Annotated in this window: 23 protein-coding genes; 10 read left to right on the top strand and 13 right to left on the bottom strand. The window is 61.2% G+C overall.

Annotated elements, in window-relative coordinates; translation table 11 throughout:
* Positions 1–24: 24 nt before the first annotated feature.
* Positions 25–840 carry a shikimate dehydrogenase family protein gene (locus tag AOC04_RS11215; RefSeq protein ID WP_060693373.1) on the bottom strand — a complete coding sequence of 272 codons (816 nt, stop codon included), beginning with the start codon at positions 838–840 and terminating at the stop codon, positions 25–27.
* Positions 841–985: 145 nt separating this feature from the next.
* On the opposite strand from AOC04_RS11215, the gene AOC04_RS11210 reads away from it, so the two are divergent.
* Positions 986–1,759 carry an IclR family transcriptional regulator domain-containing protein gene (locus AOC04_RS11210; RefSeq protein WP_060693371.1) on the top strand — a complete coding sequence of 258 codons (774 nt, stop codon included), beginning with the start codon at positions 986–988 and terminating at the stop codon, positions 1,757–1,759.
* A 45-nt stretch (positions 1,760–1,804) separates the two neighbouring features.
* Here the strand turns inward: AOC04_RS11210 and AOC04_RS11205 are convergent, their stop codons facing one another.
* From AOC04_RS11205 to AOC04_RS11175, 7 genes are all read right to left on the bottom strand, one after another.
* Entirely contained in the window at positions 1,805–2,425 is a 621-nt protein-coding gene (locus tag AOC04_RS11205; protein WP_060693369.1) for an RraA family protein, read from the bottom strand.
* A complete protein-coding gene (locus AOC04_RS11200) occupies positions 2,422–2,805 on the bottom strand; it encodes a RidA family protein (RefSeq protein WP_060693367.1) in 384 nt (127 codons plus the stop codon). The genes AOC04_RS11205 and AOC04_RS11200 overlap by 4 nt, the downstream gene beginning before the upstream one ends.
* A 46-nt stretch (positions 2,806–2,851) precedes the next feature.
* Positions 2,852–4,186, bottom strand: a complete 1,335-nt coding sequence (locus AOC04_RS11195; RefSeq protein ID WP_060693365.1) for an MFS transporter — start codon at positions 4,184–4,186, stop codon at positions 2,852–2,854.
* A gap of 135 nt (positions 4,187–4,321) precedes the next feature.
* Positions 4,322–5,551, bottom strand: a complete 1,230-nt coding sequence (locus AOC04_RS11190) for a Zn-dependent hydrolase (protein ID WP_060693363.1) — start codon at positions 5,549–5,551, stop codon at positions 4,322–4,324.
* 22 nt (positions 5,552–5,573) lie between these two features.
* Positions 5,574–6,503: a 2-hydroxyacid dehydrogenase gene (locus tag AOC04_RS11185; protein WP_060693361.1), complete on the bottom strand. Its 930-nt coding sequence runs from the start codon at positions 6,501–6,503 to the stop codon at positions 5,574–5,576.
* Entirely contained in the window at positions 6,500–7,255 is a 756-nt protein-coding gene (locus AOC04_RS11180) for a class II aldolase/adducin family protein (protein WP_060693360.1), read from the bottom strand. Before AOC04_RS11180 ends, AOC04_RS11185 begins: the two co-directional genes overlap by 4 nt.
* Before the next feature lie 12 nt (positions 7,256–7,267).
* A complete protein-coding gene (locus AOC04_RS11175; RefSeq protein WP_060693358.1) occupies positions 7,268–8,572 on the bottom strand; it encodes an MFS transporter in 1,305 nt (434 codons plus the stop codon).
* Between the two features lie 152 nt (positions 8,573–8,724).
* Between AOC04_RS11175 and AOC04_RS11170 the strand changes: the two genes are divergently transcribed.
* The 3 genes from AOC04_RS11170 (at position 8,725) to AOC04_RS11160 (ending at position 12,160) form a co-directional block, all read left to right on the top strand.
* Positions 8,725–9,693 carry a LysR family transcriptional regulator gene (locus AOC04_RS11170; protein ID WP_237178916.1) on the top strand — a complete coding sequence of 323 codons (969 nt, stop codon included), beginning with the start codon at positions 8,725–8,727 and terminating at the stop codon, positions 9,691–9,693.
* An 89-nt stretch (positions 9,694–9,782) separates the two neighbouring features.
* Positions 9,783–11,354 (top strand): gamma-glutamyltransferase family protein, encoded by a 1,572-nt coding sequence (locus AOC04_RS11165; protein WP_060693354.1) that lies wholly within the window; start codon positions 9,783–9,785, stop codon positions 11,352–11,354.
* A gap of 113 nt (positions 11,355–11,467) precedes the next feature.
* Positions 11,468–12,160: a GntR family transcriptional regulator gene (locus AOC04_RS11160; protein WP_060693353.1), complete on the top strand. Its 693-nt coding sequence runs from the start codon at positions 11,468–11,470 to the stop codon at positions 12,158–12,160.
* Positions 12,161–12,209: 49 nt separating this feature from the next.
* Here the strand turns inward: AOC04_RS11160 and AOC04_RS11155 are convergent, their stop codons facing one another.
* From AOC04_RS11155 to AOC04_RS11140, 4 genes are read right to left on the bottom strand one after another with little or no spacing between them, the layout of a single operon-like run.
* Positions 12,210–13,448, bottom strand: a complete 1,239-nt coding sequence (locus tag AOC04_RS11155) for an amidohydrolase family protein (RefSeq protein ID WP_060693351.1) — start codon at positions 13,446–13,448, stop codon at positions 12,210–12,212.
* Positions 13,445–15,937 carry a branched-chain amino acid ABC transporter ATP-binding protein/permease gene (locus AOC04_RS11150; protein WP_060693349.1) on the bottom strand — a complete coding sequence of 831 codons (2,493 nt, stop codon included), beginning with the start codon at positions 15,935–15,937 and terminating at the stop codon, positions 13,445–13,447. The genes AOC04_RS11155 and AOC04_RS11150 overlap by 4 nt, the downstream gene beginning before the upstream one ends.
* Positions 15,934–16,803: a branched-chain amino acid ABC transporter permease gene (locus AOC04_RS11145; RefSeq protein WP_060693347.1), complete on the bottom strand. Its 870-nt coding sequence runs from the start codon at positions 16,801–16,803 to the stop codon at positions 15,934–15,936. Before AOC04_RS11145 ends, AOC04_RS11150 begins: the two co-directional genes overlap by 4 nt.
* Before the next feature lie 3 nt (positions 16,804–16,806).
* Positions 16,807–18,000, bottom strand: coding sequence for an ABC transporter substrate-binding protein (locus tag AOC04_RS11140; RefSeq protein WP_060693345.1), 1,194 nt, complete (start codon positions 17,998–18,000; stop codon positions 16,807–16,809).
* Positions 18,001–18,188: 188 nt separating this feature from the next.
* On the opposite strand from AOC04_RS11140, the gene AOC04_RS11135 reads away from it, so the two are divergent.
* The 3 genes from AOC04_RS11135 (at position 18,189) to AOC04_RS11125 (ending at position 21,254) form a co-directional block, all read left to right on the top strand.
* The gene (locus AOC04_RS11135) at positions 18,189–18,587 is read left to right on the top strand and encodes a nuclear transport factor 2 family protein (protein WP_060693343.1); all 399 of its coding nucleotides are present in this window, start codon (positions 18,189–18,191) and stop codon (positions 18,585–18,587) included.
* A 202-nt stretch (positions 18,588–18,789) separates the two neighbouring features.
* Positions 18,790–19,929 (top strand): mandelate racemase/muconate lactonizing enzyme family protein, encoded by a 1,140-nt coding sequence (locus AOC04_RS11130; protein ID WP_060693340.1) that lies wholly within the window; start codon positions 18,790–18,792, stop codon positions 19,927–19,929.
* A gap of 41 nt (positions 19,930–19,970) precedes the next feature.
* Entirely contained in the window at positions 19,971–21,254 is a 1,284-nt protein-coding gene (locus AOC04_RS11125; protein WP_060693337.1) for an MFS transporter, read from the top strand.
* A 90-nt stretch (positions 21,255–21,344) separates the two neighbouring features.
* Here AOC04_RS11125 and AOC04_RS11120 read toward each other — a convergent pair whose 3' ends face one another.
* Positions 21,345–22,811: a metal-dependent hydrolase family protein gene (locus tag AOC04_RS11120; protein ID WP_060693336.1), complete on the bottom strand. Its 1,467-nt coding sequence runs from the start codon at positions 22,809–22,811 to the stop codon at positions 21,345–21,347.
* A gap of 441 nt (positions 22,812–23,252) precedes the next feature.
* On the opposite strand from AOC04_RS11120, the gene AOC04_RS11115 reads away from it, so the two are divergent.
* From AOC04_RS11115 to AOC04_RS11105, 3 genes are read left to right on the top strand one after another with little or no spacing between them, the layout of a single operon-like run.
* The gene (locus AOC04_RS11115; protein ID WP_060693334.1) at positions 23,253–24,110 is read left to right on the top strand and encodes a sugar phosphate isomerase/epimerase family protein; all 858 of its coding nucleotides are present in this window, start codon (positions 23,253–23,255) and stop codon (positions 24,108–24,110) included.
* Positions 24,103–25,152, top strand: coding sequence for an isopenicillin N synthase family dioxygenase (locus tag AOC04_RS11110; protein ID WP_060693332.1), 1,050 nt, complete (start codon positions 24,103–24,105; stop codon positions 25,150–25,152). Before AOC04_RS11115 ends, AOC04_RS11110 begins: the two co-directional genes overlap by 8 nt.
* Positions 25,153–25,175: 23 nt before the next feature.
* Positions 25,176–25,973, top strand: a complete 798-nt coding sequence (locus tag AOC04_RS11105; RefSeq protein ID WP_060693331.1) for an ABC transporter substrate-binding protein — start codon at positions 25,176–25,178, stop codon at positions 25,971–25,973.
* The last annotated feature ends 43 nt before the right edge of the window (positions 25,974–26,016 follow it).

The raw sequence follows: 26,016 nt of genomic DNA, 5'->3' as shown, positions 1-26,016 counted from the left end.
TCACCTTTCAAGAGCACCGGCGGGTCAGATCTGCAGGGGGGTCACGCCCATGAAATGGCCGAGGTTGCCCAGTTGCGCCAGGGCCATTTGCGGACCGGTCTGGATCGGGCAACCCATGCGCCGGGCGAAGGCGAGAAACGGTGTAATGACAGGGGACGTCACGACATCGGCCACCAGTGTCGTACTGGTGAGGGTTTCCATCAGGGCAGCGGGCAGCGGCATGGGGCCGTCATCGCTGGCATCCATACCAACCGGCGAGGCGTTGACGACCAGGTCCAAGCCACTCAGCGAGGCCGGGCACAGGTCGATGACAACGTCTGGAAAGTCTCTGCGCAGGAGGTTGCCGAGCGCCTCTACGCGCTCTTGACTCAGATCGTTGATGGCCAGCCGACTGACGCCGGCCTCGCACAGTGAATAGGCAATGGCACTGCCTACACCGCCGGTGCCGATCACCAGGGCCTGTTTGTTCTGCGCACTGAAACCCTGCGCGCGTGCGGCATTCAGAAAACCTTCACCATCAACAATGTCACCCACCAGGCGCCCGTCAGGCTCGCGGCGGATCACATTGACGCAGTGCAAGGCTTTTGCGCGGTCGCTGAGGCTGTCCATATGACTGGCGAGCACTTGCTTGTAAGGCACTGTCACCACGCAGCCGCGCATGTTTTGCCAGCCGCGCAGGGCTTTTACAAAGTCTTGCAGTGCACTGTGCTGCAAGTCGATGGCGAGCATGGCGATGTTCTGCTGATGGTCGGTGAACCAGCGGTTGAAGTTTTCCGGCGACTTCACCTGAGCAATAGGTGAGCCGACGATGGCGACCAGTTCAGTCGAACCCTGAATCATGTGGAGCTCCCGCTTATTGGCTGTGTTGTGGGCCAATACTGCGAGCGGGCTGTAAAGCGGACAATCAAGTCGAGGCGCTTGTGCATTGATAATCGCACTGCCAGTGCGATAATCGCGTTAATTTCCAATAATAAGAGCACAGCCGGTGAAACAGCCCACCATCCATTCCCGTGATTTGATCGTCGGCCTGCAAAAGGGCCTGGCGTTGTTGCAGCTGTTTTCCCAGGAGCATCCGCGATTGAGTGTGCCCGAGGCGGCCAGGCTGGCCGGCATGACCCAAAGCGCTGCCCGCAGATTTTTGCTGACGCTGGTGCATGACAGCTTCGTGCAAACCGATGGCCGTTATTACTGGCTCACCGCCAAGGCTTTACGCATTGGCCAGGCGTACGTCGACTCAGCGGTGTTGCCGCGCATGCTGCGCCCGATTGTCGAGCAGGTGGCCCGCAGCACTCAGGAGCATGTCTCGGTGGGGGTGCGCGACGGTGATGACATCGTGCATATCGTTCGTAGCCGCTACAGCCACATCACCTCAATGTCGATCCGCCCGGGGTCACGGGTGCCGATGTACTGCACCGGCAGTGGCCGGCTATGGCTGGCGAGCCTGACTGCGCCGGAACTGGACGCCTATTTTTCGCGCAACCCGCCACGTGCCATAACGCCTTACACCCTGACGGATGAAGCACGGATTCGCGATGAAATAGCCCTGTGCGCCGAGCGTGGCCATGTGGTGGTGGACCAGGAGTATGAAGTGGGCATGCGGGTATTGAGCGTGCCGCTGATTGATCGCGACCGGCAACTGCAGGCGGCCCTGACCCTCACCACCCATGCTTCCCGCATGACCGTGGGCGAGATGCGTGAGCGTTATCTTTCAGCCCTATATGAAGGGCAGGCGTTGCTGAGGCCGATCATGATGCTGTGAAGTGCGAAGCCGGTATCCTGGCGGGCGCCGGCCTGAACAGGTCTGCTACCCCGGCTCCACCTGCAACTGCTGTTCAAGGGGTTCGCCGTTGCGTATGCGCTCGATCAGCATGGGTTCGGCGGCATCGCTGGCGAGGGCCAGATCAATCACGCCACCGAGCACTTCGTCACTGGCGATGAACACGCCATTATCGTCAGCCAGCACCCAGTCACCGGGGCGCACAGTCACTGCGCCACAAGTGACCGCCACTCCCATGGCACTGCCCGGATCGCTGCGCAACTTGGTGGTCAGCAGGCTGGTACCGCGGGCAAATACCGGAAGGCCCGCTTCGCGCAGTTCGACGATGTCAGTCACCACCCCATCGACAATGATTGCCTTCGCCCCCCGGATCGTGGCTGCGCAGGCAGTCACGGTGCCCACACATGCGTGCTGGTGATCGCCTTGCATGTCGATCACCAGTACGTCGCCCTCGCACAAAGCGGCCAACGCCCGGTTGACCGCATAAGCGTCGGCATTGGCAACCCGTAGCGTGAAGGCGCGGCCGACCACTTTTACCCCGTTCAGCTGCGAGCGAATCTCGTGGCTGACGAATCCTTCTTCGAGGTAGTGCCCCAGTGTGGCGAAGCTCACGCGTTGAAGTTTTTCCCGTAGTTCATCGTTGTTCATGGACGGGTGCCTTTTAGTTCAGCGATGCAGTCAATTTCCAGAGCCACGCCCCATAGTGATACGCAGACCGTGGTCCGGGCCGGTGGCGCATGCCCGAGCACTTCGCTGTAGACGTGGTTGAACGGTTCCAGTTGTGCCGGGTCGGTCAGGTAGCCATTGACCTTGATCACATGATCGAAATCGGAACCTGCTGTGATCAGAATTGCCTCCAGGTTGCGCAACGTCTGACGTACCTGTTCTTCAAAGCTTTCAGGTTGTGAGTCGAGCCCGTCAAGCGCCGGAATTTGCCCGGCGGTAAACACCAGATTGCCGCTGATAACGGCCTGGGAGTAGGGGCCGACCGGGCCGATCGTTCCGGGAGCTGCGCTAATGCGTTTCATGTATGACCTCATCAAGGCTAAGGGGGCAGGGCAGGTCTGACAGGGGTCAGGCATGGCTGGCATGGGGACTGCTCAAGTCGCGTTTGAAGGTCTCAGTCAGCAGCAGCAAGGCGATCAGCGAGATGACGGCCGAGCCGATCATGTACCAGGCCACGGAAGACCCTTTGCCCGTCCACGACAGCAAGGCGGTGGTGATGATCGGCGTAGCGGCGCTGCCGAGCAGCCCGGACAGCATGTAGGCAACCGACAGTCCCGAATAACGCACTTTGGTGCCGAACAGCTCCGCGAGGAAGGTGGCAATCGGGCCATAGTTGGCCGCAAAAGCAGTCATCAGCAGCATGTAGCCGAGGAACACCAGCGGCAGTTCGCGGGTGTCCATCAACCAGAACATCGGGAACGCCACCAGTGCTTCGGCAATGATGCCGCCGATGATCACCGGCTTGCGTCCGATGCGGTCCGACAGCGCGCCGAAAGCCGGGAGCATGAAGATGCACAGCGCGCAGGAGGCCAGCACTACGCTGAGCATCGCCGGGCGGCTGAAGCCCAGGGTCTGGGTGCCGTAGGTGAGGCCGAAGGCGACGATAATGTTGAACGAGGCCCCGGTCGACATCGTCGCGATTCCGCCCAGCAGCACCTGTTTCCAGTACTTGCGGCAGATTTCCGCGAGCGGGACTTTGACCTGCTCTTCGGTTTTTTTCGCCTGCTTGAAGGCGCGTGTTTCTGTGATGTTGAGACGGATGTACAGCCCCAGGCCGATGAGCAGGGCGCTGCCCAGGAAGGGGATACGCCAGCCCCAGGCCAGCAGGTCTTCGGTGTAAAGCATGCTGGCAATGGCCAGAAAGGCCAGGTTGGCAATCATGGTGCCGGCGGGTACGCCGATCTGCACCCATGAACCGTACAGGCCGCGCTGGTTGGCAGGGGCATGTTCCACCGCCATCAACACGGCGCCCCCCCATTCGCCGCCCAGTGCCAGGCCCTGAATGATGCGCAGGGTCAACAGTAGGATCGGGGCCCAGATGCCGATGGTGGCATAGTCCGGCAGCAAGCCGATGGCGAAGGTCGCGGCGCCCATCACCATCAAGGAGATCAGCAACATTGATTTGCGTCCCAGCTTGTCACCGAAGTGACCAAACAGGGCCGCGCCCACGATGCGTGCACCGTAGGCCGAAGCAAAGGTGCCGAACGCCAGCAGGGTGCCCACCAGGGCATCGAAGGCGGGGAAGAAAATTTTGTTGAATACCAGCGCCGACGCGGTCGCGAAAACGAACAGGTCGTACCATTCGACAGTGGTGCCGATGACGCTGGCCACCGCCACTTTTCTCATGTTGACCGGTGCGTCCTCGGTAGGCAACGGGTCGGGTATGCGCGCAGAACTGTTCATGCCTTATGTCTCCAGATCGAGCGTGGGCTCATGGATATAGTTTTTTTGTTTGGCAGGTATTGAGTAGTGCGGGCGCCCGCGTCCGGGCGCTTGTTTATTGTTAGTGCGGGCTTCTATGTGCCCTTGTCTGGTGTGTCAGCGTTGCAGTCGCTCGACCACCGCGTTGAGCAGCACATCGCAGCCCATGCGCGCGTCTGCCGGCAGTACGTCTTCGGCTTCGTTGTGGCTCAAGCCGCCCACGCAAGGGATGAACACCATGGTGGTGGGGCAATGCCGGGCCAGCAGGATGGCGTCATGCCCGGCACCGCTGACGATGTCCTGATGCGGGTAGCCCAGGGCCTCTACCGCTCGACGCACAGCCGCCACGCATTCGCGGTCAAACGGGGTGGCCGGGCTCAGCCAGTGGCGCTCGATCGCCAGGGGCAGGCCACGTTGGTCGGCGATGCCCTGGAAGTGCTCGCGCACCCTTTGTTCCATGACGGCAATCTGTGAGTCCTGGTGATGGCGCAGGTCGACCGTGAACGTCACGCTACCGGCAATGGTATTGCGCGATGACTTGGCGATATTCAGTTGGCCGATGGTCACCAGCCCCTGGGGTGCGAAATCGGCGCACAGGGTTTCCAGTTGCGCGGCCATTTGCGCCACGCCAAACAGGGCATCCTTGCGCAGGGCCATGGGGGTCGTGCCGGCGTGGGCACTCATGCCCCGCACCGTGACATCCAGCCAGCAAATGGCCTGTCCACCGGTCACCACACCCACCGGCAAGCCGTTGTCTTCGAGGATCGGGCCTTGCTCGATATGGGCTTCGAAATAGCTGTCGAAGGGGCGCTGGAGCGCCAATTCACCGACATGCCGGGTGGCGTCCAGGCATTGCGCCACACTGATGCCGTCAACATCGCAGGCATCCAGTGCGGTCTGCAGCGCGAGGCTGCCGGTGAATACCGCCGAGCCGAACATGGCCGGGGTGAAACGTGCACCTTCTTCGTTGGTCCACACGGCAATTTCTATCGGGCGGCGGTTCTGTACCCCCTGTTCGTTGAGGCAACGCACTACTTCCAGACCGCTCAGCACGCCATAGATACCGTCGAAGCGGCCACCTTTGGGCTGGGTATCAAGATGGCTGCCCATCACCACCGGGGCCAGATGATCGTCCAGCCCGGGAAGACGGGCGAAGAGGTTGCCGATGGCGTCGAAAGCCAGGCTCATCCCGGCTTCCTTGCACCAGCCCATGAACAGCTCGCGCCCGGCCTGGTCTTCGGCAGACAGGGCCAATCGGCAGTTGCCGCCCTGGTCGGTGGCGCCGATCGTGGACATTTCCATCAGGCTGTTCCACAGCCGTTCGCCGTTACAGTTCAATACGTTCATGCGATACCTCTGGCGTGTTGCGTCAGTAGCCCAGTAAAGGGTCCACCAGGTTGTTCAAGACTTCGCCGGATAAAAGCCGGCGGGTGTTTTCTGCGACCTGGCGGGCGATGCAGGCGTGGGACGCCGCAGACGCCATATGCGGGGTGATGACCACACCCGGCATGTGCCACAGCGCGTGCTCGGCCGGCAGTGGTTCATGTTCGAACACGTCCAGCACCGCGCCGCGCAACTGGCCGCTGTGCAGTGCCAGCTGCAAGTCGTCAATGCACAGATGCTGGCCGCGCCCCACGTTAACGATGGCGGCACCGCGGGCCAGCCGGTCAAAGGTGCGGCTGCACAAGATGCCTCGCGTGGCATCGGTCAACGGCAGCAGGTTGACCAGCAGATCAAGGCCATCGACAAAACCCTCAAACCCGACCTCGGCGTAATGGCAGGCGACCCCGTCAAGCTGGCGCGGGCTGCGTGCCCAGCCGCGAACGTCATATCCGGCACCAGCCAGATCGCTGGCGATGGCTGCGCCCAGTGAACCGAGGCCCATCACTCCCACCTTGAACTGCCCGGCGGGCCGCTGCGGGTGGCGCTCCCAGAGACGGCTGCGCTGTTGGGCAATGACTCGGTCAAAGTCCCGGTGGAAATGCAGCACGGTCCAGCGCACATACTCGGTCATGCCCTGGCGGTGATCGGGATCGACCACCCGGCAAACCGGCACCACCGGGCCACTGGTGTCGCTGCCAAGGTGATCAACCCCTGCTGCCACCGAGTGCACCAGACGCAGATTCGGCAAGCGGGCCAGGCTGCCTGCGGGCGGATGCCAGCACGCCGCGACCCGGGCCTGAGCGGCTGCGGGATCATCTGCGAGTACCACCTGCAGTGATGGTGCGTGTTCAGCGAAGGCAGCCTGCAATTGTGCGAGCAGCTTGTGGTCTTTGCTCAGCAATACGAGGGTGGTCATGAGCAATAGGACTCGCGCTGGTCTTCGATCAGGGTCAGAACGGCCTTCCAGGTCAGTTGCACGATCTCTGGCGACTCATCACGGTTGAACTGTTGTGCTGTCAGGCGGCACACCTCTTCGCTGGGGTAAACCAGTTTGCTGTTGCCAGAGAGCGCCTGAACCTGTGCCTGGCAGGCACGCTCCAGAAAATGGATTTCATGGAATGCCTGGGCCACGCCGCTGCCGGCGGCGAGCAAGCCGTGGTTGCGCAGAATCATGGCGTTATGCGTGCCCAGGTCGGCCACCAGGCGCTTGCGTTCATCCAGCGACAGGGCGATGCCTTCATAGGTGTGATAGGCGAGCTTGGCGTAGTACTTCAGGGCGTGCTGGGTGATTGGCAGCAGGCCATGCTCCTGGGCCGCAACGGCCATGCCCGCCGCCGTGTGGGTGTGGATCACGCAGTCCAGATCCGGGCGCGCCATGTGGATCGCCGAGTGGATGATAAAACCGGCGGCGTTGACGCGGCTGTGTGCCGCATCCCCATTGATGACGTTGCCGTGCTGATCGATGCGCACCAGATCGCTGGCTTTCATGCGATCGAAAATCACGCCGTAGCGGTTGATCAAAAAGTGATGCTCCGGCCCGGGAATGCGCAGAGTGATATGCGTATCGATCAGGTCGGTCATGCGAAAGTGCGCAACCAGCCGGTAGAGGGCCGCCAGGTCGCAACGCGCCTGCCATTCAACGGCATCGATGGTGTCGGGTTTGAACATGGGAACTCCTGATTAAATTGCGGGCTGCGGTGCAGGTGCTGCTGCCATGGTTTCGCCACGCAGGCGTGCCAGGCCGCACACACCGAACAGTGAGATACCCGCCAGTAAACTGAAGAAAATAGCCAGCGGCAGCCATTGCCCCGCATAGCGGGTGGCCAGCAAGGTGCCGATGATGGGTGTCGAGCCGCCGGCGATGGCGCAGATCAACTGGTAAGCAATAGAGATGCCGCTATAGCGCAGGTGGGCAGGAAAGGCTTGGGCCATGTAGCCGGCGATCACTGCATACAGCCCGGACAGGGTGACGACTGCCATGGCAATGCCCAGGGTCATCAGCGCCAGGTTTTGCGTGCCCACCAGCAAAAACATGGGGTAGGGCACAGCCATCGACAGCAGTGCGGCAAGCATCAGGAAACGGCCCTCGCCGATGCGTTCTGCCAGCAAGGCACTTATTGGCTGGGAAATGAACTGCAGGATCGTCACCAGAAACAGGCAATCGAGAATGGTCGCGCGGGAGATGCCCTGATATTGAGTGACGTAGGTGAGCATGAAGGTGTTGGTAAAGAAGAAACCGGCCGAGCCAATGGTCACCGCGCAAGCGGCGTAGAAGATCTGCCGCTTGCAGGTGCGCAGCACTTCCAGCACCGGATATTTGGCAGTCTCGCCTTTTTCAGCGATGGCCTTGAACTCGGGTGACTCCTCGACCCCGAAGCGAATCGCCAGACCGATGATCATCAACACACCGCTGGCCAGGAACGGCAGGCGCCAGCCCCAGTCAGCGAACGCTTCTGCATCCAGTGAGGTGACCAGGCGAAAGGCAATCAGCGCCAGCAGCAGACCGGCAGGGCTGCCCAGCTGGGCGAACGACGCATAAAAGGTCTTGCGCCCGGCGGGTGCATGTTCGCTGGCCATCAGCACTGCGCCACCCCATTCACCGCCAACCGATATGCCCTGCACGATGCGCAATGTCACCAGCCCGATCGGCGCCCAGATGCCGACACTGGCGTAGCTGGGTAGCAGGCCGATACCGGTGGTTGCCAGGCCCATCAACAACATGGTGAAGAGCAGCATTTTCTTGCGCCCGAGACGGTCGCCCAAATGCCCGAACACCATCCCGGCCATGGGCCGGGCGATGAAGCCCACAGCGAAGGTGCCGAACGCTGCCAGAGTGCTCAGGGCCGGATTACTGCTGGGGAAAAACACTTGCCCCAGAATCAGTGCCGCTGCCGTGGCATAGATGTAGAAATCATAGAATTCGATGGTGGTGCCAACGAATGCGGCTGCGGCCGCGCGTCGCGGCTGACTGGAAGAGGTTCGCATGCAGAGCCCTTTTAGCATTTGTTATTTGGCAGGGTTCAGGATCAATCACGTAGCGCTCTGTGGCGCTTGCGGGCTTTATCGCCTGCGGCCAATAATTAATCAATTTGCTAATACTTATTCCGTATATTAGCGGTGCTACTAATGGCGGCCCCATGAGTGAGAGCGTGATGAGTGAAGTACCCGGAGCATGGCAGGGCAGGCGATTTCTCAAGGACCGGCTTGACTGGAATCTGTTGCGTACCTATCTGGCTATTGGCCAGGAGCGCAGTATCAGTCGTGCTGCGGCGCGGTTGTATGTGACCCAGTCGGCGGTCAGCCAGTCGCTCAAGCGCCTGGAAGAGCAGCTCGATTGCCCGTTGATTTTGCGCCGGGGCCCGCGTTTCGACCTGACCCAGGCCGGCGAGGAAGTACTGGCCATCGCGCAGGAAATCTACGGCAACGTTTCCCGGCTGGGGATGGCTGTCGAAGGTGTTGAGGAAGACGTCGTCGGCAAGGTGCGCGTGCTGTCGATCAGCCAGGTGCAGTCAGCTTTGTACGATGAGTTTTTGGCCGACTTTCACTGCCTGCACCCTCGGGTCGAGCTTGAAGTGGAAGTCATGCGCAGTTCCGATATCCAGAGTTCGCTAAACCAGAAGACCGCCAGCGTCGGTGTCGGCTTGTCCCGTTTTGCTCACACCAAGCTCGAACGCTTGCCGCTCATGCGCCAGCGCTATGCGTTTTTCTGCGGCAAGCGCCATCGGCTTTTCGGTCAGCGCCGACTTTCTCTTGAGGCGTTGCTAGGAGAAAACTTTGTCAGTTTCACCAGTGACCAGATTGGTGGAAATCTATCGCCGTTGACGGTCTTTCGTGATCAGCAAGGCTTCACCGGAAAAATCGTTGCGTCATCTTCAAGCTTTGAAGAAATCCGCCGCCTGATCATCGCCGGTTACGGCATCGGTTGCCTGCCCGAGCACCTGGTGGACATCGACTTGCATAACGGCCTGATCTGGCGCCTGCCACCCGCCGAGGGCGTGGCGGATGTCGACGTGTTCCTGATGTGGAACCGCGAGCAGCGCATGACTCGCGCCGAGGCGGTGTTTCTTGAGTCTTTTCGCCGGGCGATTGAGCTGCAAAACATCTAGTGTGGCCGTTGACCTGCGCTTCAAGGCACACATCTTGCTCTGCTAACAATCAATCTACCGATAGCTAGCAAAGAGAGTGTGCTTTAACCATGATCGCTACCTCCAGCCGTGCCGTGATCTGTACCCCGCATGCCGATGCCAGCGCCGCAGGTATGCGGATTCTCGATGCGGGCGGTACTGCCATCGATGCGATGCTGGCGGCCAGTGCCATGCTGGCTGCGGTTTTCCCGCATATGACCGGCCTGGGCGGCGATGCCCTATGGATGATCCACGACAGCAAGGTGCGCACCATCGTGGGGATCGGCCAGGCCGGGCAGCGTTTACCTGAAGGCGCAGCCATCAGTGTCCGTGGGCCGGGTGCGGTTGCCAGTACGGCGGGGGCCATGGCCAGCTGGCAGACCGCCGCCAATATCAGTCGGCACCAGTGGGGTTCGAGGTTCGGCTGGGCCGACCTGCTGGAAGACGCGGCAAGCGTGGCCGATTCAGGCACCGCGGTTTCGCAATCGCAACTGTTCTGGCAAACCCTGCGCCAGCCTCTGATCGAGCAATTGCCCGACCTGCATCGTCTGTGCAAGACCGATGGACGATGGCTGCGCGAGGGCGACACCCTGCGCCAGCCGGAACTGGCCAACACCCTGCGGCACCTGGCCAAAGAAGGCCTGGAGGATTTCTATCACGGCGACCTGGCCCAGGCCTTCGGCGCTGAGTTTGATCGCCTCGGTTGTGGCCTGACGGCTGCCGACCTGGCCGCGACCCGGGCTCCTGAAGTCGCGCCGATTTCAGTGCGCTACCGCGCAGGCCGTCTCTACAATGTCGCGCCCCCGTGTCAGGGTCTGTACACCTTGCAGGCCATGGCCGCACTGCAACACAAGCCCCTGGCGCAAGCCGGCAACGCCAGCGCGCTGTACTACCACTACCTGGTCGAAGCGATTAAACAGGGCTTGCTGCGGCGCAATGCGCAGTTATGCGATCCGCTGAGCAAGCCCTGGGATTTCACGGCCAGTCTCGAAGACCTGCAGGTGCGGGCGTATGCCGATGCCATCGACGATCATCATGCCGCCCCGTGGAACGAACCAGGGCGCCCGGCCGACACGGTATGGATGGCCGCGACCGATGCCCAGGGGCGTACGGCCTGTCTGATCCAGAGCCTGTTTCACGATTTCGGTTCGGGCTGCATCCTTGGCGATACCGGTGTGCTGTGGCACAACCGTGCAGCCGGATTCAATGCCAACCCCGGGCACGTCAATGGCTGGGCCCCGGGCAAGCGTCCGGCGCACACGCTCAATCCGTCTTGCTATCTGGCTGACGATGGCCGCCGCTGGTTTTTCGGCACCCAGGGTGGCGATGGTCAACCGCAGACCCAGATGGTGCTGGCGACCCAACTGATCGACTTTGAGCAACCCATCGACCTGGCGTTGCAAACCCCGCGCTTTCTGTTGGGGCGCAGTTTTTTCGACAGCACTGACAATCTCAAGCTTGAGGGCGACATGCAGGCCGCGACCATTGAAGGCCTGGCGACCCTGGGGCATGAAGTGGAAATCATCCCCGCCCGCAGCCCCATGACCGGCCACGCCGGAATCATCGCCATTGATGCCGCTGGCCGGCGCAGCGCCATGCATGACCCGCGGGGTGAGGGCACAGGCCTGGGGCAGGCAGACTAGTGGTTGAACCCCGGGTTTGCCGGGTCCGGGCTACTGGCGGATAATGCCGCCGATTGCCCGTCAGCCGCAGCCTTGTGTGTTGGCATGAGGTTTTCCGGACAATAGAGGTAAGGATGGGGTTGAGCACTGTCACCGCCAAACAGCTTGAGGTGCAACGTATCGTCGATGCGCTGTTCAAGGCTATCGCCCAGCATCGCCTGCCGCCGGGTACCCGACTGGTCGAAGCACAGATTGTCGAAACCCTGCAGGCCAACCGCAACCATGTGCAAGTAGCGCTGCAGCGTCTGGCCATGCAAAAAGTGGTGACCATCGAAGCCAATCGCGGAGCCATGGTTGCCCAGCCGACGGCGAGGGAAGCCCGGGATATTTTCAGCGCCCGGCGCGCCATTGAACGGGCGATTGTCGAAGCCATCACCCCGGCGGTGATGCGTAAACAACGCCAGCGCATTGCCAGCCACATGAACAACGAGCGCAAAGCCACCAGCGACACCGATCGCCGGGCCATCGTGCGCGAGCTGAGCGAGTTTCACCTGATGCTGGGCGAGATCAGCGGCAATGCCGTATTGAGTGACATCCTCGCTAACCTGATGGTCCGCAGTTCATTGATCGTGGCGCTGTTTCAGCGCAATGACGTGCCGTCTTGCGCCTCCGATGAGCATCAGCAAATCATCACCGCCCTGGAGCATGGCGATAACCACAAAGCCGTGACCGTGATGCTGGAACACCTGGATGAACTGGAAGCGCAGCTGGCCCTTGAAGAAAGTGCGCCAGAGGAATTCAACCTCAGGCAGGCGTTGAGTGATTGAAGTTGCACCCAAGATGACATCGCCTGTTGATGTGCGTATCGCACGACTCCTACAGGGTTTTTGGTTCGGGTTTGTGCAAGGTGGCAGCCGGGCGACTGAACGTTTGCCGGCCGCCCTTGAAGCCCATCAGCGGTGCGCTGATTTCGGCAATCACCGCCGCAGGCGAGCATGCGTCAAACACGATGAAATCGGCACGACAGCCCGCCAGCAGGCCGTAATCGGTCAAGCGCAACAGGCGCGCCGATTCGCTTGAAACCCAGGCCAGGCATTGGCGCAGTTGCCCTTCTGTCCCCATCTGACTGACGTTGGCAAACAAGTTGGCCTGACGGATCAGGGACGCATCACCATAGGGTGTAAACGGGTTGCCAAGGTTGTTGGTGGACACCGAGCAGGTCACCCCGCACGCATGCAGTTGCGCCAGTGGCGCCAGCCCCCGGGGCTTGTTGTGAAAGGCCTCGCGACCCATCAGGTACAGGTCGGTGCTGGGCAGGCATGTCACCTGTACCCCGGTTTTCGCCAGGTGTAGGCCCAGCACCGTGAGTGGCTCGCGGGGCAGGGCCGAGAGCTTGGTCACGTGGCCGACGGTCACGCGCCCCCCCCAGCCATGCTGCTGTGTACACCGCGCCACCTCCATCACGGTCATGCCTTCAGGGTTAAGGTCGAAATCCAGATGCAAGTCCAGGTCGCAGTTGTAGCGCACCGCCAGTTCGAACAGGCGGCGGATCTGCCCGTTCGGGTCGCTGTCCATGTAGGGGCAGCCGCCCAGCACGCTGGCACCGCTTTCCAGAGCCTGACACAACAAGGCTTCAGTCCCCGGATTGTTCAGCAGGCCTTCCTGGGGGAACACGCAGATTTGCAGGCTGATCGCCCAGGCATAATCCGCCTGCAACCGGCGTACGGCATTGAACCCGGTCAGGCCGATCTGCGGGTCCAGTTCCACGTGGGTGCGCATGTGCGTGGTGCCTTGCAGTATCGCCTTATCCAGCACCAGGGCTGCGCGCCGGTACACATCGTCTTCGGTGAACTCTGCCTTCGCGGCCCGGGTTTGCGCTACGGCTTCGGCCAGCGTGCCTTCATGCAGCCGGCAGCGCTGCATGATGCAGGCTTTGTCCAGATGGATGTGGGTTTCAATCAGGCCCGGCAACATGAGCCGGCCGCACAGGTCCAGGGTCTGCCAGTGACGGGTGTCGGCGCTGAAGGACTCGACGAAGTAGCCGTTTTCGACATACAGCACGCTGGTGCGGTGATCGTCACCCAGCCGTGCGTTGATGATTTTCATGGCGTTCATGCGCTGACTCCTTCACCCAGGTAAGCGGCCGCCAGTTCGGTGTCCTCACGCAAGTGTGCAGCGCTGGCGGCTTTGATGATGGTCCCGGTTTCCAGCACATAAGCGCGATCCGCCACTTGCAGTGCCAGGTTGGCCATTTGATCCACCAGCAGGATGGTCACGCCCTCGTCGCGCAGCGCGGCCAGTGCGTCGTAAAGCTCGCCGATCATGGCCGGTGACAAGCCGAGCGAGGGCTCATCGAGCAGCAGGATTTTGGGTTTGGCCATCAGGCCGCGACCCACTGCAACCATTTGTTGCTCGCCCCCGGAAAGCAGCCCGGCCGGGTTGTCGATACGGTCGCGCAGGCGCGGAAAGCGTTTGAGAATGGCCTCGATTTCAGCCTCGGCATCAAACGCCTCGCGGCGCGAATAGCCTCCGAGCAGCAGGTTGTCGCGCACGCTCAGATAAGGGAAAACCTGACGGCCTTCCGGCACCAGCGCCAGGCCTTTTGCGGCGATGGTGCTGGCGTTGGCCTGCTCGATGTTTTCATTGTCCAGCAGGATGCTGCCGCTGGTGGCGCGATGCAGCCCGGCCAGGCACTGCAGGATGCTCGATTTGCCCGCGCCGTTGGCGCCGAGAATCGCCACCAGCTCGCCGGGATTGACCAGCAGACTGACCTTGTCCACCACTGGCGATGCGCCGTAATCGATGACCAGGTCCTTGACGTACAGGCGTGCATCGCGGCTACCGTCCCAGACCTGTTCACGAGGTGTCGCCTGATAGTCGGTGCCCCCCAGATACGCCGCAATCACTTGCGGGTTCTGGCGGATTTCAGCCGGTGGCCCCGAGGCGATCGGCTTGCCGGCGTCGAGCACCAGCAGGTGGGAAGACACGGCCATCACCAGCGCCATGTCATGCTCCACCAGAATCACCGTGAGGCCAAAGTCCGCCAGCTTGCGCAGCAGCACGGCCAGTTCATCGGTGTCGCGCCGACTCAGGCCCGCAGCCGGTTCATCCAGCAGCAAGACCGCAGGGGCAGTGGCCAGTGCCCGGGCGATTTCCACCAGGCGACGGTCCACATGGGGCAAGTCTTCGGCGGTAATATTGACCTCGCCGCGGTAGCCCACCAGGGCCAGCAGATCCAGTGCCAGGCTGCGCTGCCCGGCACCGGCAAGACTGAATGGCAGGCCCAGGCGACCTTTCTGCATCGCCACCAGCAGGTTGTCCATGACCGACATTTCACCGAACAGCAGGGTGGTCTGATAGGTGCGGGCAATACCGGCCCGGGCGCTTCTCCAGGCCGCCAGCCCGGCCAGTGGCTGTTGCAGTTCAATCTGGCCGCTGTCGGGCGCATAAAACCCGCTGATCATGTTCAGCACCGTGGTTTTCCCGGCGCCGTTAGGGCCGATGATGCTGGTAATGCTGCCGGCGGGCGCCTCCAGGCTGACGTGTTGCGCGGCCTGCACGCCACCGAAGCGAATCCCGATGTCGGTGACCCGCAAGCCGGTGGACGGGCCACGGCTGCGCAGATACGCGGCGATGCGTGGCTGATCGATCTGCGTCGGCGCCAGCAGCCGTGGCGGCTTGATCCAGCGGCGGGCGAGGGCGCCCAGCAGGCCGTTGGGTGCGATCCACAACACCACCAGCAGCAGTACGGAAAAAATCAGCAGGCGGTACTCGGCAAAATCCGATAGCAGCTCCGGTACCAGCACAATCAGCAGTGCGCCAATCAGCGGTCCGAACAGCATGCCGCTGCCCCCGACGATCACGGCCAGCACAAACAGGATGGACTGGGTGAACGGAAAGGACTCCGGGTTGATGAACATCATCAAGGGCGCGAGCAAACCGCCCGCCAGCCCGGTCAGGGCGGCCGACAAGGCGAACGCCAGGGTTTTGCTGAGCACCGGGTTGAAGCCCAGTGAGCGGGCAGCAATTTCCGAGGCTTTGACCGCGCGCATGGCCTTGCCCCAACTGCTGTGGCTCAGGCGCTGATAAAACAGCAGCGCTCCAATCATCAGTGCGCCAGCCAGCAGCGCGAGCAGTACGGCCGGATCGAGACCGGCAAACTCTGGCAGCGGGATCCCCATCAAACCGTTGGAGCCGCCAGTCACCTCCCGCCATTCGATGAGGCTGTGATGCACCACAAAGGCAAACGCAATGGTGATCATCGCCAGATACGGGCCGCTGACCCGCAGTGCGGGAATCGCCAGCAGCGCCCCGATCAGCCCTGCAACCGCACCGGCGACTGGCAGGGCCAGCCACAGCGGCCAGCCGGCCATGGTCAACAGTGCCGAGACATAGGCGCCGATGGCATAGAAGGCAATATGACCGAAGGAAATCTGCCCGCTGAGACCGATCAGGATATTGAGGCCCACGCCGACCACCGCCGCCAGGGCACAGAGGGTGAAGACCAGTAATGAGTAGCTGTCCAGAGTGAAAGCCATGACCACACAGGCCACGGCGAGCAGGGCAATGCCGGCCGGTGCGGCCAGGGTGTTGGGGTTTTTCATACTTTCACCAGTGCCTGGCTGCCGAAGAGACCGTTGGGGCGTATTGCCAATGCGAGAATGACCAGCGCAAATGTGAATATCTGGGTGAACGCGGAGCCGAAATACAGGGTGATCAAGGCTTCGGTCAGGCCGAACAGCAACCCGGCGGTGAATACGCCGCCTGCGCTGCTGATGCCACCGAGAATGGCCACCGCAAACGCTTTGAGGCCGAACAGCATGCCCATTTCCGCGTTGACACTGAACAGCGGCGCAATCAACAGGCCGGCGATCCCGGCGAACACCGTGGACAGGGCAAAGGCGATGGCCACCACGCGATTGACGTTGATCCCCATCAGCATCGCCGCCCGTGGATTTTGCACGCAGGCCTCAAGCACTTTGCCCAGCCGGGTGTAACGCCGCACCAGGTACAGCGCCAGGGCAATGCCCGCGCCTGCCAGCGGGATCAGCAATTGCAGGGCGCCAATATTGCTGGCAAACAACTCGACCTTGAGGTTGACCAGGCTGCTCTCGAACTGACGAGGCTCCTTGCCAAAGGTAAAGAGCGCCAGGTTATCCACCAGAATCCCGCCCGCGACGGTTGCCATCAGCCAGGCCTGCGAGCCGCGGCTGTGGAACGGCCGCACCAGCCAGCGCTCGATCACCAGGCCGTACAGGGCACAAAGGCACAGCGTCAGCGGCAGGGCCAGCCACAGTGACCAGCCCCAGGTGATGCAAAAGGTGTAGCCCAGCACTGCGCCGACCATCATGGCGCTGCCCTGGGCAAAGTTGACGGTTCGCGAGACAACCCAGGTCAGGTGAAAACCCAGCGCCAGTAACGCGTACATGCTGCCCAGCCCGAGGCCGGTGACGGTGGCGGCGGTGAACATGGCTTACTCCTCAGGCGTGAGCGGTACGATCCGGTCATTGACGAAGTGGGTGAACACATAGTCGTCAGGCCCCAGCGCGTCATGCTTCAACGGGGTGAACGGCTGTTGATAGTGCTTGATCAACCCGTCGTAGTCGCGGATGGCGTAGAAACCGTCGCGTACCGCCTTGCCGTCGGTGTTCCCGGCGTTCTCGATGGCCCGGGCGGCCAGATGCAGGGCGTCATAGGCATTGGCAATTCCCACTGCCGGTGTCACATCGGCCAGGGTCTTGATCTGCGGGTAAGCGGTTTTCAAGGCGCTCAGCAGGGCATCGCCTTTGGCGTTGTTGTGTTCGGTGAACACGTAGGTCTGGATGAAATGCACCCGGGATGCATTAGGCCCCGCCAGCTCACCAAAGCGGCCACCGGCCGGGCCCCAGTGCGAGACCACCGGCACGTCCCAGCCCATGCGGTCCAGAGACTTGACCACCTGTGCCGAGGGGCCGACGTTGCCGACCAGCAGCAGGGTATCGGCCCCGGCGTTTTTCAAGCGGGTCAGTTGCGGCACGACATCCAGGTCACTGTCCTGAATCCGCTCGACCCCGGCGTTGGCCAGCCCGCGTTTCTCCAGCGCGCGCTTAAAACCGGCCTCGTTGGATTCGCCCCATGGATTGTTGATCAGAATCATCCCCGGCTTGTGCATGCCGTGGTCGACCCCGTACTTGACCAGGGCCTCATCCACCAGCTCATCGACCGCGGAAACCCGGAAAACATAATTGTCGGCGGCGCCGTTCTCGGTGATTTTGGTCCCGGCAGCCCAAATGCCCATGAACGGCACTTTCATCTGATTGGCCAGCGGCACGATAGCCAGGGAAACCGGGGTATCAAGCCCCCCAAACAGCACGGCGACTTTCTCGCGCTGGACCAGTTCACGAGCGGCGAGCATGCCCTTTGACGGATTGCTTTCGTCGTCACGGCGCACCAGTTCCAGTGGTCGCCCGAGCACGCCGCCGCTGGCGTTAACCTCATTGATCGCCATGGTCAGGCCCCGGGTCAGGGCTTCGCCGGATTTGGCCGACTGGCCAGAAAGGGCGGCCACCAGCCCGACCTTGATCGGCGGTTCGCCCGCTTGCGCGCCACCGGACATAGCCATGTTGAGGGTGACGGCAGCAGCCACGGGAAACAGCAGGCGTTGCAGGTTTGGAAGCCGGATGGCCATAGTGGGATCTCCTGATTGCTAGCATTTACATATTTATTGCTAGCAAGTAGGGTGCCACTCGTAACAGTCCTTTAAATACGGGTTTTCTGCCGTGTACAAAGGCTGTTTACGCTCTAAATTAAAGCGTCTTGCACCATGGGGAGGCGCGCTTTATCCTCGGTAAATTCACTGATTCAGGAGTTTCAACGATGTCTGAAACCAATAAAGACGTACAGATTGTTAGCAATTTTCTTGAGGCCTCCATGGCCCCGGATCCGGTCCGGGCAGCGACCTTTATGAGCGAGGACGTAAAGATCACCTTCACGGGTGGCCGGGTCATGCCTGACCCCCTGGCGATCACCGCATTCAACGGCTCGCGTTACGCCTGGGTGAAGAAAGCCCTGGGCAATTTCGACTGGATGGATCGCGGTGACCACACCGTGGTGTATTCCAACGGCACCCTGTATGGCGAGTGGCCGGACGGTCGCAGCTTCTCGGGTAATCGTTATCTGGACCGCTTCGAAGTACGTAACGGCAAAATCACCCGCATGGACGTATGGAATGACAGTGCCGAATGGCTTCTGGTGCCGGAGATAGCCAAAGGCTGATCGGGTTTATGGCCTCAGGCAACAGCCCGCTCGCGTAGCGCGTTGAAAAGCTCGCGAGCAAGCTCGCTCCTACAAGGGGTGTGTAATGGTTCAGGCTTGCCTGAATACGACAAAATGTTTCACAGTTACCTTTGGTGTTGTACGATGACTTATGTGTAATTCGGCAAACCCAATAATCTTATAAAAATGGGAAAACCCGCCTGTGATCATCCGCAGTATCGAAATTATCCGCATCAGTATTCCGTTCACCGCGGGGTCGGTGCAGCGGCACAACCATGGCCTGGCCAAGGACGACGACGCGTTTAATGCCGCCTCGCCGAGCCACCGGCGGATGGAAAGCCTGATGCTGAAAGTCACGACCGACACCGGGCTGGTGGGCTGGGGCGAAGCGTTCGGTCATGGTTCCAACCCGGTGACGTTCAAGGCGCTGAGCGCAGTGGTGGGGCCGATGTTTATCGGCACGCGGCTTGAAGACCACGAGCAAACCATGGAGCGGGTGCGCCGGGCGGTGCATGGTTTTGGCTCTACCGGAGCTATGGTCTACGCACTCTCGGGCATCGACATTGCGCTGTGGGACCTTGCGGCCCAGACGGCTGGCGTGCCGCTGTATCAACTGCTGGGCGGCACACCGCGCACGCTTGAGCTGTATGCCAGCCTGGTCAGTTATGGCAACGATCCGGATGAAGTGCGCCGCCAGGTCAGCCGCGCCCGCGAGCTGGGCTTTCGCAAGATCAAACTGCATGAAACCTGTATCGACGCGATTACCGCTGCCCGTGAGGCGCTGCCTGTGGCGGCGGGCGAGTTGATGGTCGACGTCAACTGCCCATGGTCGGTAGCCCAGGCCAGTGAAATCGCTCAGCGTCTGACTGCCCTCGAACTGACCTGGCTGGAAGAACCGGTGTGGCCACCCGACGACGTCGACGGTCTGGCCCGGGTGCGTCGTAGCGGGGTGCCTGTGTCTGCCGGTGAGAACGCTGCCGGGATGCAAGGTATCAAGGCTTTGCTGGAACATCAGGCCATAGACATCGTACAACCAAGTGTGGCGAAAGTCGGCGGCATCGGCGCCATGCTCCAGGTGTTTGCCCTGGCCGCAGAGCATGGAGTCAAGGTGGTACCGCACTGCTTTTACTTTGGTCCCGGGCTGCTGGCCGTGGCTCATCTGTGCACGTTACTGCCCGCGGATGTGGCCGTGGAAGTGCCGTTCATTGAGTTCGAGCGCCTGCTGTACCCGGCCCTGGCATTTAAACCACGCATGGACCTGCCCTCTGTTGCCGGTTTGGGCTTCGCCCCGGATCTGCAAGTGATCGATGACTACTGCATCGAGCGCGCCTTGATCGATTGAACCCGCTCAGCTGTTTCCAATAATAAAAAAGGCACACAAACATGAAAGGCAACTATCGCTGGTACATCGCCGGCTTACTGTTCTTTGCAGGCATGCTCAATTACCTGGACCGTGCGGCACTCTCGGTGGTTGCACCGCTGCTCAAGAGCGAGTTGCACATTGACGACGCGCAAATGGGCTTCATTTTCAGTGCTTTTTTCATCGGCTACTGCGCGCTGTGCTTTATCGGTGGCTGGGCCGCCGACAAGTACGGGCCGAAGAAGGTGTTCGCCTGGGCGGCCGGTACCTGGTCGTTGTTCTGCGGTTTGACCGCAGTGATAACCGGTTACTTTCAGTTGCTGATATTTCGCGTGTTGTTCGGCATGGGCGAGGGGCCAATGGGTACCACCACCAACAAGGCGATTACCAACTGGTTCCCGCGGGAAGAAGCGGGCCGGGCGCTGGGCTTCACCAACTGCGGGCAGCCGCTGGGTGCGGCCCTGGCCGGTCCTGTGGTCGGGCTGGTGGCGTTTAATTTCGGCTGGCGTGTGTCGTTTGTGGTTATCGCGGTGCTGGGCGCTTTGTGGCTGTTGGCGTGGCTGATGATTTTCAAGGACACCCCCGAGCAGCATCCGAAAGTTTCCCGGGCCGAGTGTGAAATGATTCGGGCCAGCCGTGAGGAAGTGCTGGTAGAAGGTGTCGAAGAAGGCCGCAGCCTGTTCAGCTATATCTTTTCGGTACCGGTGCTGGCAGTGGCGACCGCATTTTTCTGCTTCAACTACGTGCTGTACTTCTTCCTTACCTGGTTACCCAGCTACCTGATGGACTACCAGCATCTGGACATCAAGAGCATGAGCATCATTGGCGTGATCCCCTGGCTGGGCGCTGCTTTGGGCTTTTTGGGCGGCGGTTTTCTGACCGATGCGCTGGGCAAGAAACTCGGCAGTGTGATCCTCGCTCGCAAGATCATGCTCGCCCTGGGGCTGGGGGTCGCCGCAGTGTGCGTGCTGATTACCACACAAGTTTCTTCATTGGGCATGGCGGTGGCCTGCATCACCGTGTCCAGTATTTTCCTGTTCGTGACCCCGCAGATTTGCTGGGCGCTGATCCAGGACATCGTGCCCAAAAGCCGGGTCGGCGGTACCGGGGGCTTCGTGCACTTGCTGGCCAACCTTGCGGGGATCATCGCACCCACGCTGACCGGGCTGGTGGTGCAGTATGGCGGCGGTTACAACGTGGCCTTCGTCATCTCGGCCGCCGTGTGTGGCCTGGGTATGGTGGTCGTGGTGCTGGCGGTGAAGGGGCAGAACCCTCAGGCGCCGGCGGCTGTTGCGGTGATGCGCTAAGGGGGGGCTTTCGGGTACTGGCCGGGCAGAAACACCCGGCCTTGCCCCCAGGCCGACCGGGCCCACCCTGCGGGGTTACAGCGGTTTGCGTCAGAAGCTTTTCTTGAACACCACCCCGCCCTTCATGATCAGTTTGATGCCGTTGGCCGGGTCTTCCAAAAACCCCAGGCTCTGCGTCGGGTCGCCATCGACTACCAGCAGATCTGCCAGTGCGCCTTTTTCGATCACGCCAAGTTTGCCGGGGTAGGGGTTGCGGGCTCCGGCCATGGCCAAGAGTTCGCCATTATGTTTTGTCGCCATGTTCAGCACGTCGTTGGCCGCATAAAAGCGCGTCATTTTTGCCAGCTGTCGACCCTGGGTCGCGGTTTTTTCGGGGTTGAATAGAACATCGGTTCCCCAGGCGGTCCTGATATTGAAACGCTGGGCAAACTCATAGGCATTTGCAGTCCCCTGAGCCACCAGACGCTGACGTTCACGACGCACAGGGTCGGGGTAAACATTGGCATCTTCATCTTGCAGAAAAGGTTGCAGGCTCCACCAGATGTCGTTGTCGGCCATCATGCGTGCAGTTTCTTCGTCCGCCAGCTGACCATGTTCAATGGATCTGACCCCCGCCCGAATGGCCCGCTGAATACTTCTGGGCATATACGCATGGACCATCACATAAGTGCCCCAATCGGCTGCGGCGGCCACCGCCATTTTCAATTCCGACTCCATGAACTGAGTGCTATCCAGGTGATCGTGCAAAGAGGCCACGCCACCACCGGCCAACAGTTTGATCTGCGAAGCCCCGAGCAGCAGTTGCTCGCGGGTGCGCCTGAGCACTTGAGCATCACCGTCAGCGATCTCGGCGGCGCCGATCTGCTCGGTAAAACTCATTGACCTCAGGGCGCTGCGAGGGACCTCGGAGCGCATCCTGAAATCGCCGTGGCCCGAGGTCTGGGAAATCATGGCGCCCGAAGGGAAAATGCGCGGCCCGACCACAAGCCCCTCGTCTATGGCCCGTTTCAATGCAAACGACGGCCCGCCGGGGTCGCGCACCGTGGTAAAGCCTCGCATCAAGGTTTGTTCTGCTTCATGAGCGGCCACCAAATGCACATAGCCTGCATCCGAGCTCATCGCATCAAGTTCGGTGATGGCGGCCAGGGTAGTGTGCCAGTGGGCATCGATCAGCCCGGGCATCACCACTCGCTGTGCGCAATCTATAACCAGTGCGCCCTCAACCGGCGTGTTAACAGGCAGCATTGCATCAATCACGCCGTCTTTAATGAGTATGCAAACCTTTTCGTCAAGCACCGGGCTGCCATCGAACAACCGCAGATTGGTCAGCAATATGGCGCGTGCAGCGGCTTCATTGCCGGTGATTTGCCCTGCAATACCCGGCAGGTCCGAGCCCGGTACCCGGGGGCTTTTCAACCTGCGATAGAAGTCGCGCCGGGACAGGTCGATCATCATTCTCTGGTGAAAGTCCTGAATCAGCGGCGAGCTGCAAGTACAGGGCTGATGGGCTTCGAATTCGAAACTGTGGCTGGGCATATAACGCGAATAAGCAGGCATTACCGACCTCCGTTTGATCCTGGTTCAGGCACCCTCTGCCAGCAAGGTTTGCGACAGCATAGAAGATAAACCGCGCCTCGCCCGGGAGCAGGTGCGCTGCGGTTTACGATTGCTGCGCAACCGGACACAGCTACGAAAAGCGGGAGTTGTAGTCGCTGACGAGGAACGAGGCTGCGATCAGGGCCGCAGGACCTTCAGTGGCGGGGCCTGCTGCGCAGTCCATCGCAGCCTCGTGCCTCGTCAGCGACTACATGGTGGTTAGTTCATGTTTTTCTGAACTTTCTATTTGCTGCAGCCTATTCAATGATTTGCCGTTGTCGATTTAGGATTCGTCTCACGGGACCGATGCCATCCGAGCAGCAGCCCGCAGTCCCCCCTTTCTACTGCCCAGTAACGCCCATGGCTCAAATAGCCGGGCCCTGACGCAGTCGAGAGGAATGCATGAAACTGGAAATCTTCCGTACGTTGTGGGGCTTTACTGCCAGCAAGGCACAAGCCCTGGATGAATTGCTCACTGCCGGTTTCAATGGCATCGAAGCCCGCTTGCCACTGCAGGCCGGTGAGCGTGGGGAGTTCGGCGCTTTTCTGCGCAGCAATCACGTTCCCTATATCTGCACCCTGTTCAGTGACGCCGATGTCTTGCCCGATCAGAGCGCCACGCCGGCCCGGCACCTGGCGGACATTGATCGCAAACTCGGCCTGGCCTCTGAGCTGTCCCCGCGTTTCGTCAATCTGCTTGCGGGCAATGACCGCTGGCCTCTGGCGGTGCAGGTGGAGTTCTTTGGCCACGCCATGGAGCTGGCCGCCAAGCATGGCGTGTTCTGCAGTTTCGAAACGCACCGCGCCCGTTCCCTCTACAGCCCCTGGGTGACCCTGGAGCTGATCCGCCAATTGCCCCGGTTACGTTTCACCAGTGACATCAGCCATTGGGTGGTGTGCTGTGAGCGCTTGCTGGACGACCCGGCCGATGACCTTTCGAGCTTCGTTGAACGGGTGCATCACATCCAGGCCCGGGTCGGTTATGACCAGGGCCCGCAAGTGCCGCACCCCGGCGCCCCGGAATATGCCCGGGAACTGGCCTTTCACCAGGACCACTGGCAAGCCGTCTGGGCTTCGCAGCAGCAACGCGGCTATTCGGTCAGCACCCTGACTCCGGAGTTCGGGGCCGATGGCTATCTGCATCACTTGCCGTTTACCAACATGCCGGTGGCCGATCTCTGGACCCTCAACCAGTGGATGGGCCGCACCGAACGCGAACACTTCGACCGCTTCATTCGTGAAGGAGCCCACCATGAGTAATGCCTCGCCAACCCTGGCCAACTTCAACAGCATTCCGGTGGTCAATATTGCCGGGCTGTTCAGCATCGAACTGGAGCATCGCCTGGCTGTGGCCGAGCAATTGGGCCGGGCCGCCAGTGAAGTGGGTTTTCTGTACATCACCGGGCACGGGATCGATCCGGCGCTGATCGAAGGGTTGCGCCAGGCCGCCAGGGATTATTTCGCCCAGCCGCTGGACGCCAAGATGCGCCACTACATCGGCACTTCGCAGAGCCACAAGGGCTTCGTACCCGAAGGTGAAGAGGTCTATTCCAAGGGCAAGCCGGACCATAAAGAAGCGTTCGACATTGGCTATGAAGTGCCTGCCGATGACCCGCTGGTCCTCAACGGCACGCCGCTGCTGGGGCCAAATCACTGGCCTGACGTACCGGGCTTCCAGCACGCGGTACAGAGCTATTACCAGGCCGTGTTCGCCCTCGGCCGGCGCCTGTTTGATGGCTTTGCCCTGGCCCTGGGGCTGGAGGAGGGCTACTTCGACGCTCTGGTGACTCGCCCGCCGTCCAAGTTGCGGCTGATCCATTACCCCTTCAACGCCGAAGCCGTGGACGCGCCGGGCATCGGTGCACATACCGATTACGAGTGCTTCACCATCCTGCATGCCGATCAGCCGGGGCTGGAAGTGCTCAATGACCAGAACCGCTGGGTCGACGCTGCGCCGGTGAGCGGGGCGTTCGTGGTGAACATCGGCGACATGCTGGAAATCATGACCGCCGGGACGTTTGTCGCCACAGCCCACCGGGTACGCAAGGTCGCTCAGGAGCGCTACAGCTTCCCGCTGTTCTACGCCTGCGATTACCACACCCTGATCAAACCGCTGCCGGCCTTTGCCTCTGACGCCCAGGACTACGAGGCGCTGGCAATTGGCGAGCACATGTGGGGCCAGGCCCTGCAAACCTACCAGTACCTGCAAAAGCGCGTAGCGAGTGGCGAGCTTGAATTGCCGTCCCGGGCCCGCAAGCCATCGAGCTTCGGTCACCTGAAAAACACTGCCACTCAATCCTGAAAACACCCACGGAGCTTGCCACGATGAAAACCCACTACGCCCTGACCCGACTCAGCCTCCTGACCGCCGGGCTATTGTGCGCCGGTGCCGCCTTCGCCAGCACCGCAACCCCCGGCGAGTTGAAGGTCGGCATGGAAATCACCTACCCACCGTTCGAGTCCTACGACGCGAACAAAAATGTGGTCGGCTCCGACCCTGATCTGGCCCGCTCACTGGCCAAGGCGATGGGGGCCAAGGCCAGCTTCGTCGATACCAAGTTCCCCAACTTGATCAACGGCCTCAACGCCGGGCACTACGACGCGATCATCTCCGGCATGTACATCACCCCCGAGCGCCAGGCTCAGGCGCGCACCATCCCCTATGCCAACACCGGCGCCGCAATCATGGTGCCCAAGGGCAGTGATTTGAACCCTCAGGTGCCCGAGGACTTGTGCGGCCTGAAGATCGGCCTGGAGCAGGGCACCACCTGGAGCGGCAAGTTCAACGAGCTGTCCCGCGACTACTGCGTGCCCAACAACAAGGGCGCGATCACTGTCCAGGAGTTCCCCTCGGCCCCTGAAGTGACCCAGGCACTGTTGTCGAAAAACGTTCAGGCCCAGGTGGAAATCGCCGGTGCCGCACACATGATCGCCCAGCGTACCAACGGCCGGGTGGTGGTCACTTCGCACAAGCTGGTGTACCCGCAGACCCTGGGCATCTACGTCAAGAAAGACGCTGAGGATACGTATCAGGCGCTGGTCAAGGCCCTGGCCGAGAGCAAGGCCAACGGTGAGTACGCCGCGATGCTCAAGACCTATGACCTGGAACCGGTCTCCGAGTAATGCCTGAAATCGCGCCCTCGCCAGAGGGCGCGACTTGTGTGAG

The organism is Pseudomonas versuta (assembly GCF_001294575.1).
Taxonomy (GTDB): Bacteria; Pseudomonadota; Gammaproteobacteria; order Pseudomonadales; family Pseudomonadaceae; genus Aquipseudomonas; species Aquipseudomonas versuta.
This window is presented reverse-complemented; position numbering and strand designations above follow the sequence as displayed.

Coding starts and splice junctions, on each gene's coding strand:
- AOC04_RS11150 (WP_060693349.1), bottom strand. CDS start 15,937: ATGAAAAACCCCAACACCCTGGCCGCACCGGCCGGCATTGCCCTGCTC.
- AOC04_RS11170 (WP_237178916.1), top strand. CDS start 8,725: ATGAGTGAGAGCGTGATGAGTGAAGTACCCGGAGCATGGCAGGGCAGG.
- AOC04_RS11145 (WP_060693347.1), bottom strand. CDS start 16,803: ATGTTCACCGCCGCCACCGTCACCGGCCTCGGGCTGGGCAGCATGTAC.
- AOC04_RS11180 (WP_060693360.1), bottom strand. CDS start 7,255: ATGTTCAAACCCGACACCATCGATGCCGTTGAATGGCAGGCGCGTTGC.
- AOC04_RS11215 (WP_060693373.1), bottom strand. CDS start 840: ATGATTCAGGGTTCGACTGAACTGGTCGCCATCGTCGGCTCACCTATT.
- AOC04_RS11165 (WP_060693354.1), top strand. CDS start 9,783: ATGATCGCTACCTCCAGCCGTGCCGTGATCTGTACCCCGCATGCCGAT.
- AOC04_RS11140 (WP_060693345.1), bottom strand. CDS start 18,000: ATGGCCATCCGGCTTCCAAACCTGCAACGCCTGCTGTTTCCCGTGGCT.
- AOC04_RS11185 (WP_060693361.1), bottom strand. CDS start 6,503: ATGACCACCCTCGTATTGCTGAGCAAAGACCACAAGCTGCTCGCACAA.
- AOC04_RS11105 (WP_060693331.1), top strand. CDS start 25,176: ATGAAAACCCACTACGCCCTGACCCGACTCAGCCTCCTGACCGCCGGG.
- AOC04_RS11190 (WP_060693363.1), bottom strand. CDS start 5,551: ATGAACGTATTGAACTGTAACGGCGAACGGCTGTGGAACAGCCTGATG.
- AOC04_RS11195 (WP_060693365.1), bottom strand. CDS start 4,186: ATGAACAGTTCTGCGCGCATACCCGACCCGTTGCCTACCGAGGACGCA.
- AOC04_RS11125 (WP_060693337.1), top strand. CDS start 19,971: ATGAAAGGCAACTATCGCTGGTACATCGCCGGCTTACTGTTCTTTGCA.
- AOC04_RS11200 (WP_060693367.1), bottom strand. CDS start 2,805: ATGAAACGCATTAGCGCAGCTCCCGGAACGATCGGCCCGGTCGGCCCC.
- AOC04_RS11160 (WP_060693353.1), top strand. CDS start 11,468: ATGGGGTTGAGCACTGTCACCGCCAAACAGCTTGAGGTGCAACGTATC.
- AOC04_RS11155 (WP_060693351.1), bottom strand. CDS start 13,448: ATGAACGCCATGAAAATCATCAACGCACGGCTGGGTGACGATCACCGC.
- AOC04_RS11205 (WP_060693369.1), bottom strand. CDS start 2,425: ATGAACAACGATGAACTACGGGAAAAACTTCAACGCGTGAGCTTCGCC.
- AOC04_RS11115 (WP_060693334.1), top strand. CDS start 23,253: ATGAAACTGGAAATCTTCCGTACGTTGTGGGGCTTTACTGCCAGCAAG.
- AOC04_RS11135 (WP_060693343.1), top strand. CDS start 18,189: ATGTCTGAAACCAATAAAGACGTACAGATTGTTAGCAATTTTCTTGAG.
- AOC04_RS11175 (WP_060693358.1), bottom strand. CDS start 8,572: ATGCGAACCTCTTCCAGTCAGCCGCGACGCGCGGCCGCAGCCGCATTC.
- AOC04_RS11120 (WP_060693336.1), bottom strand. CDS start 22,811: ATGCCTGCTTATTCGCGTTATATGCCCAGCCACAGTTTCGAATTCGAA.
- AOC04_RS11110 (WP_060693332.1), top strand. CDS start 24,103: ATGAGTAATGCCTCGCCAACCCTGGCCAACTTCAACAGCATTCCGGTG.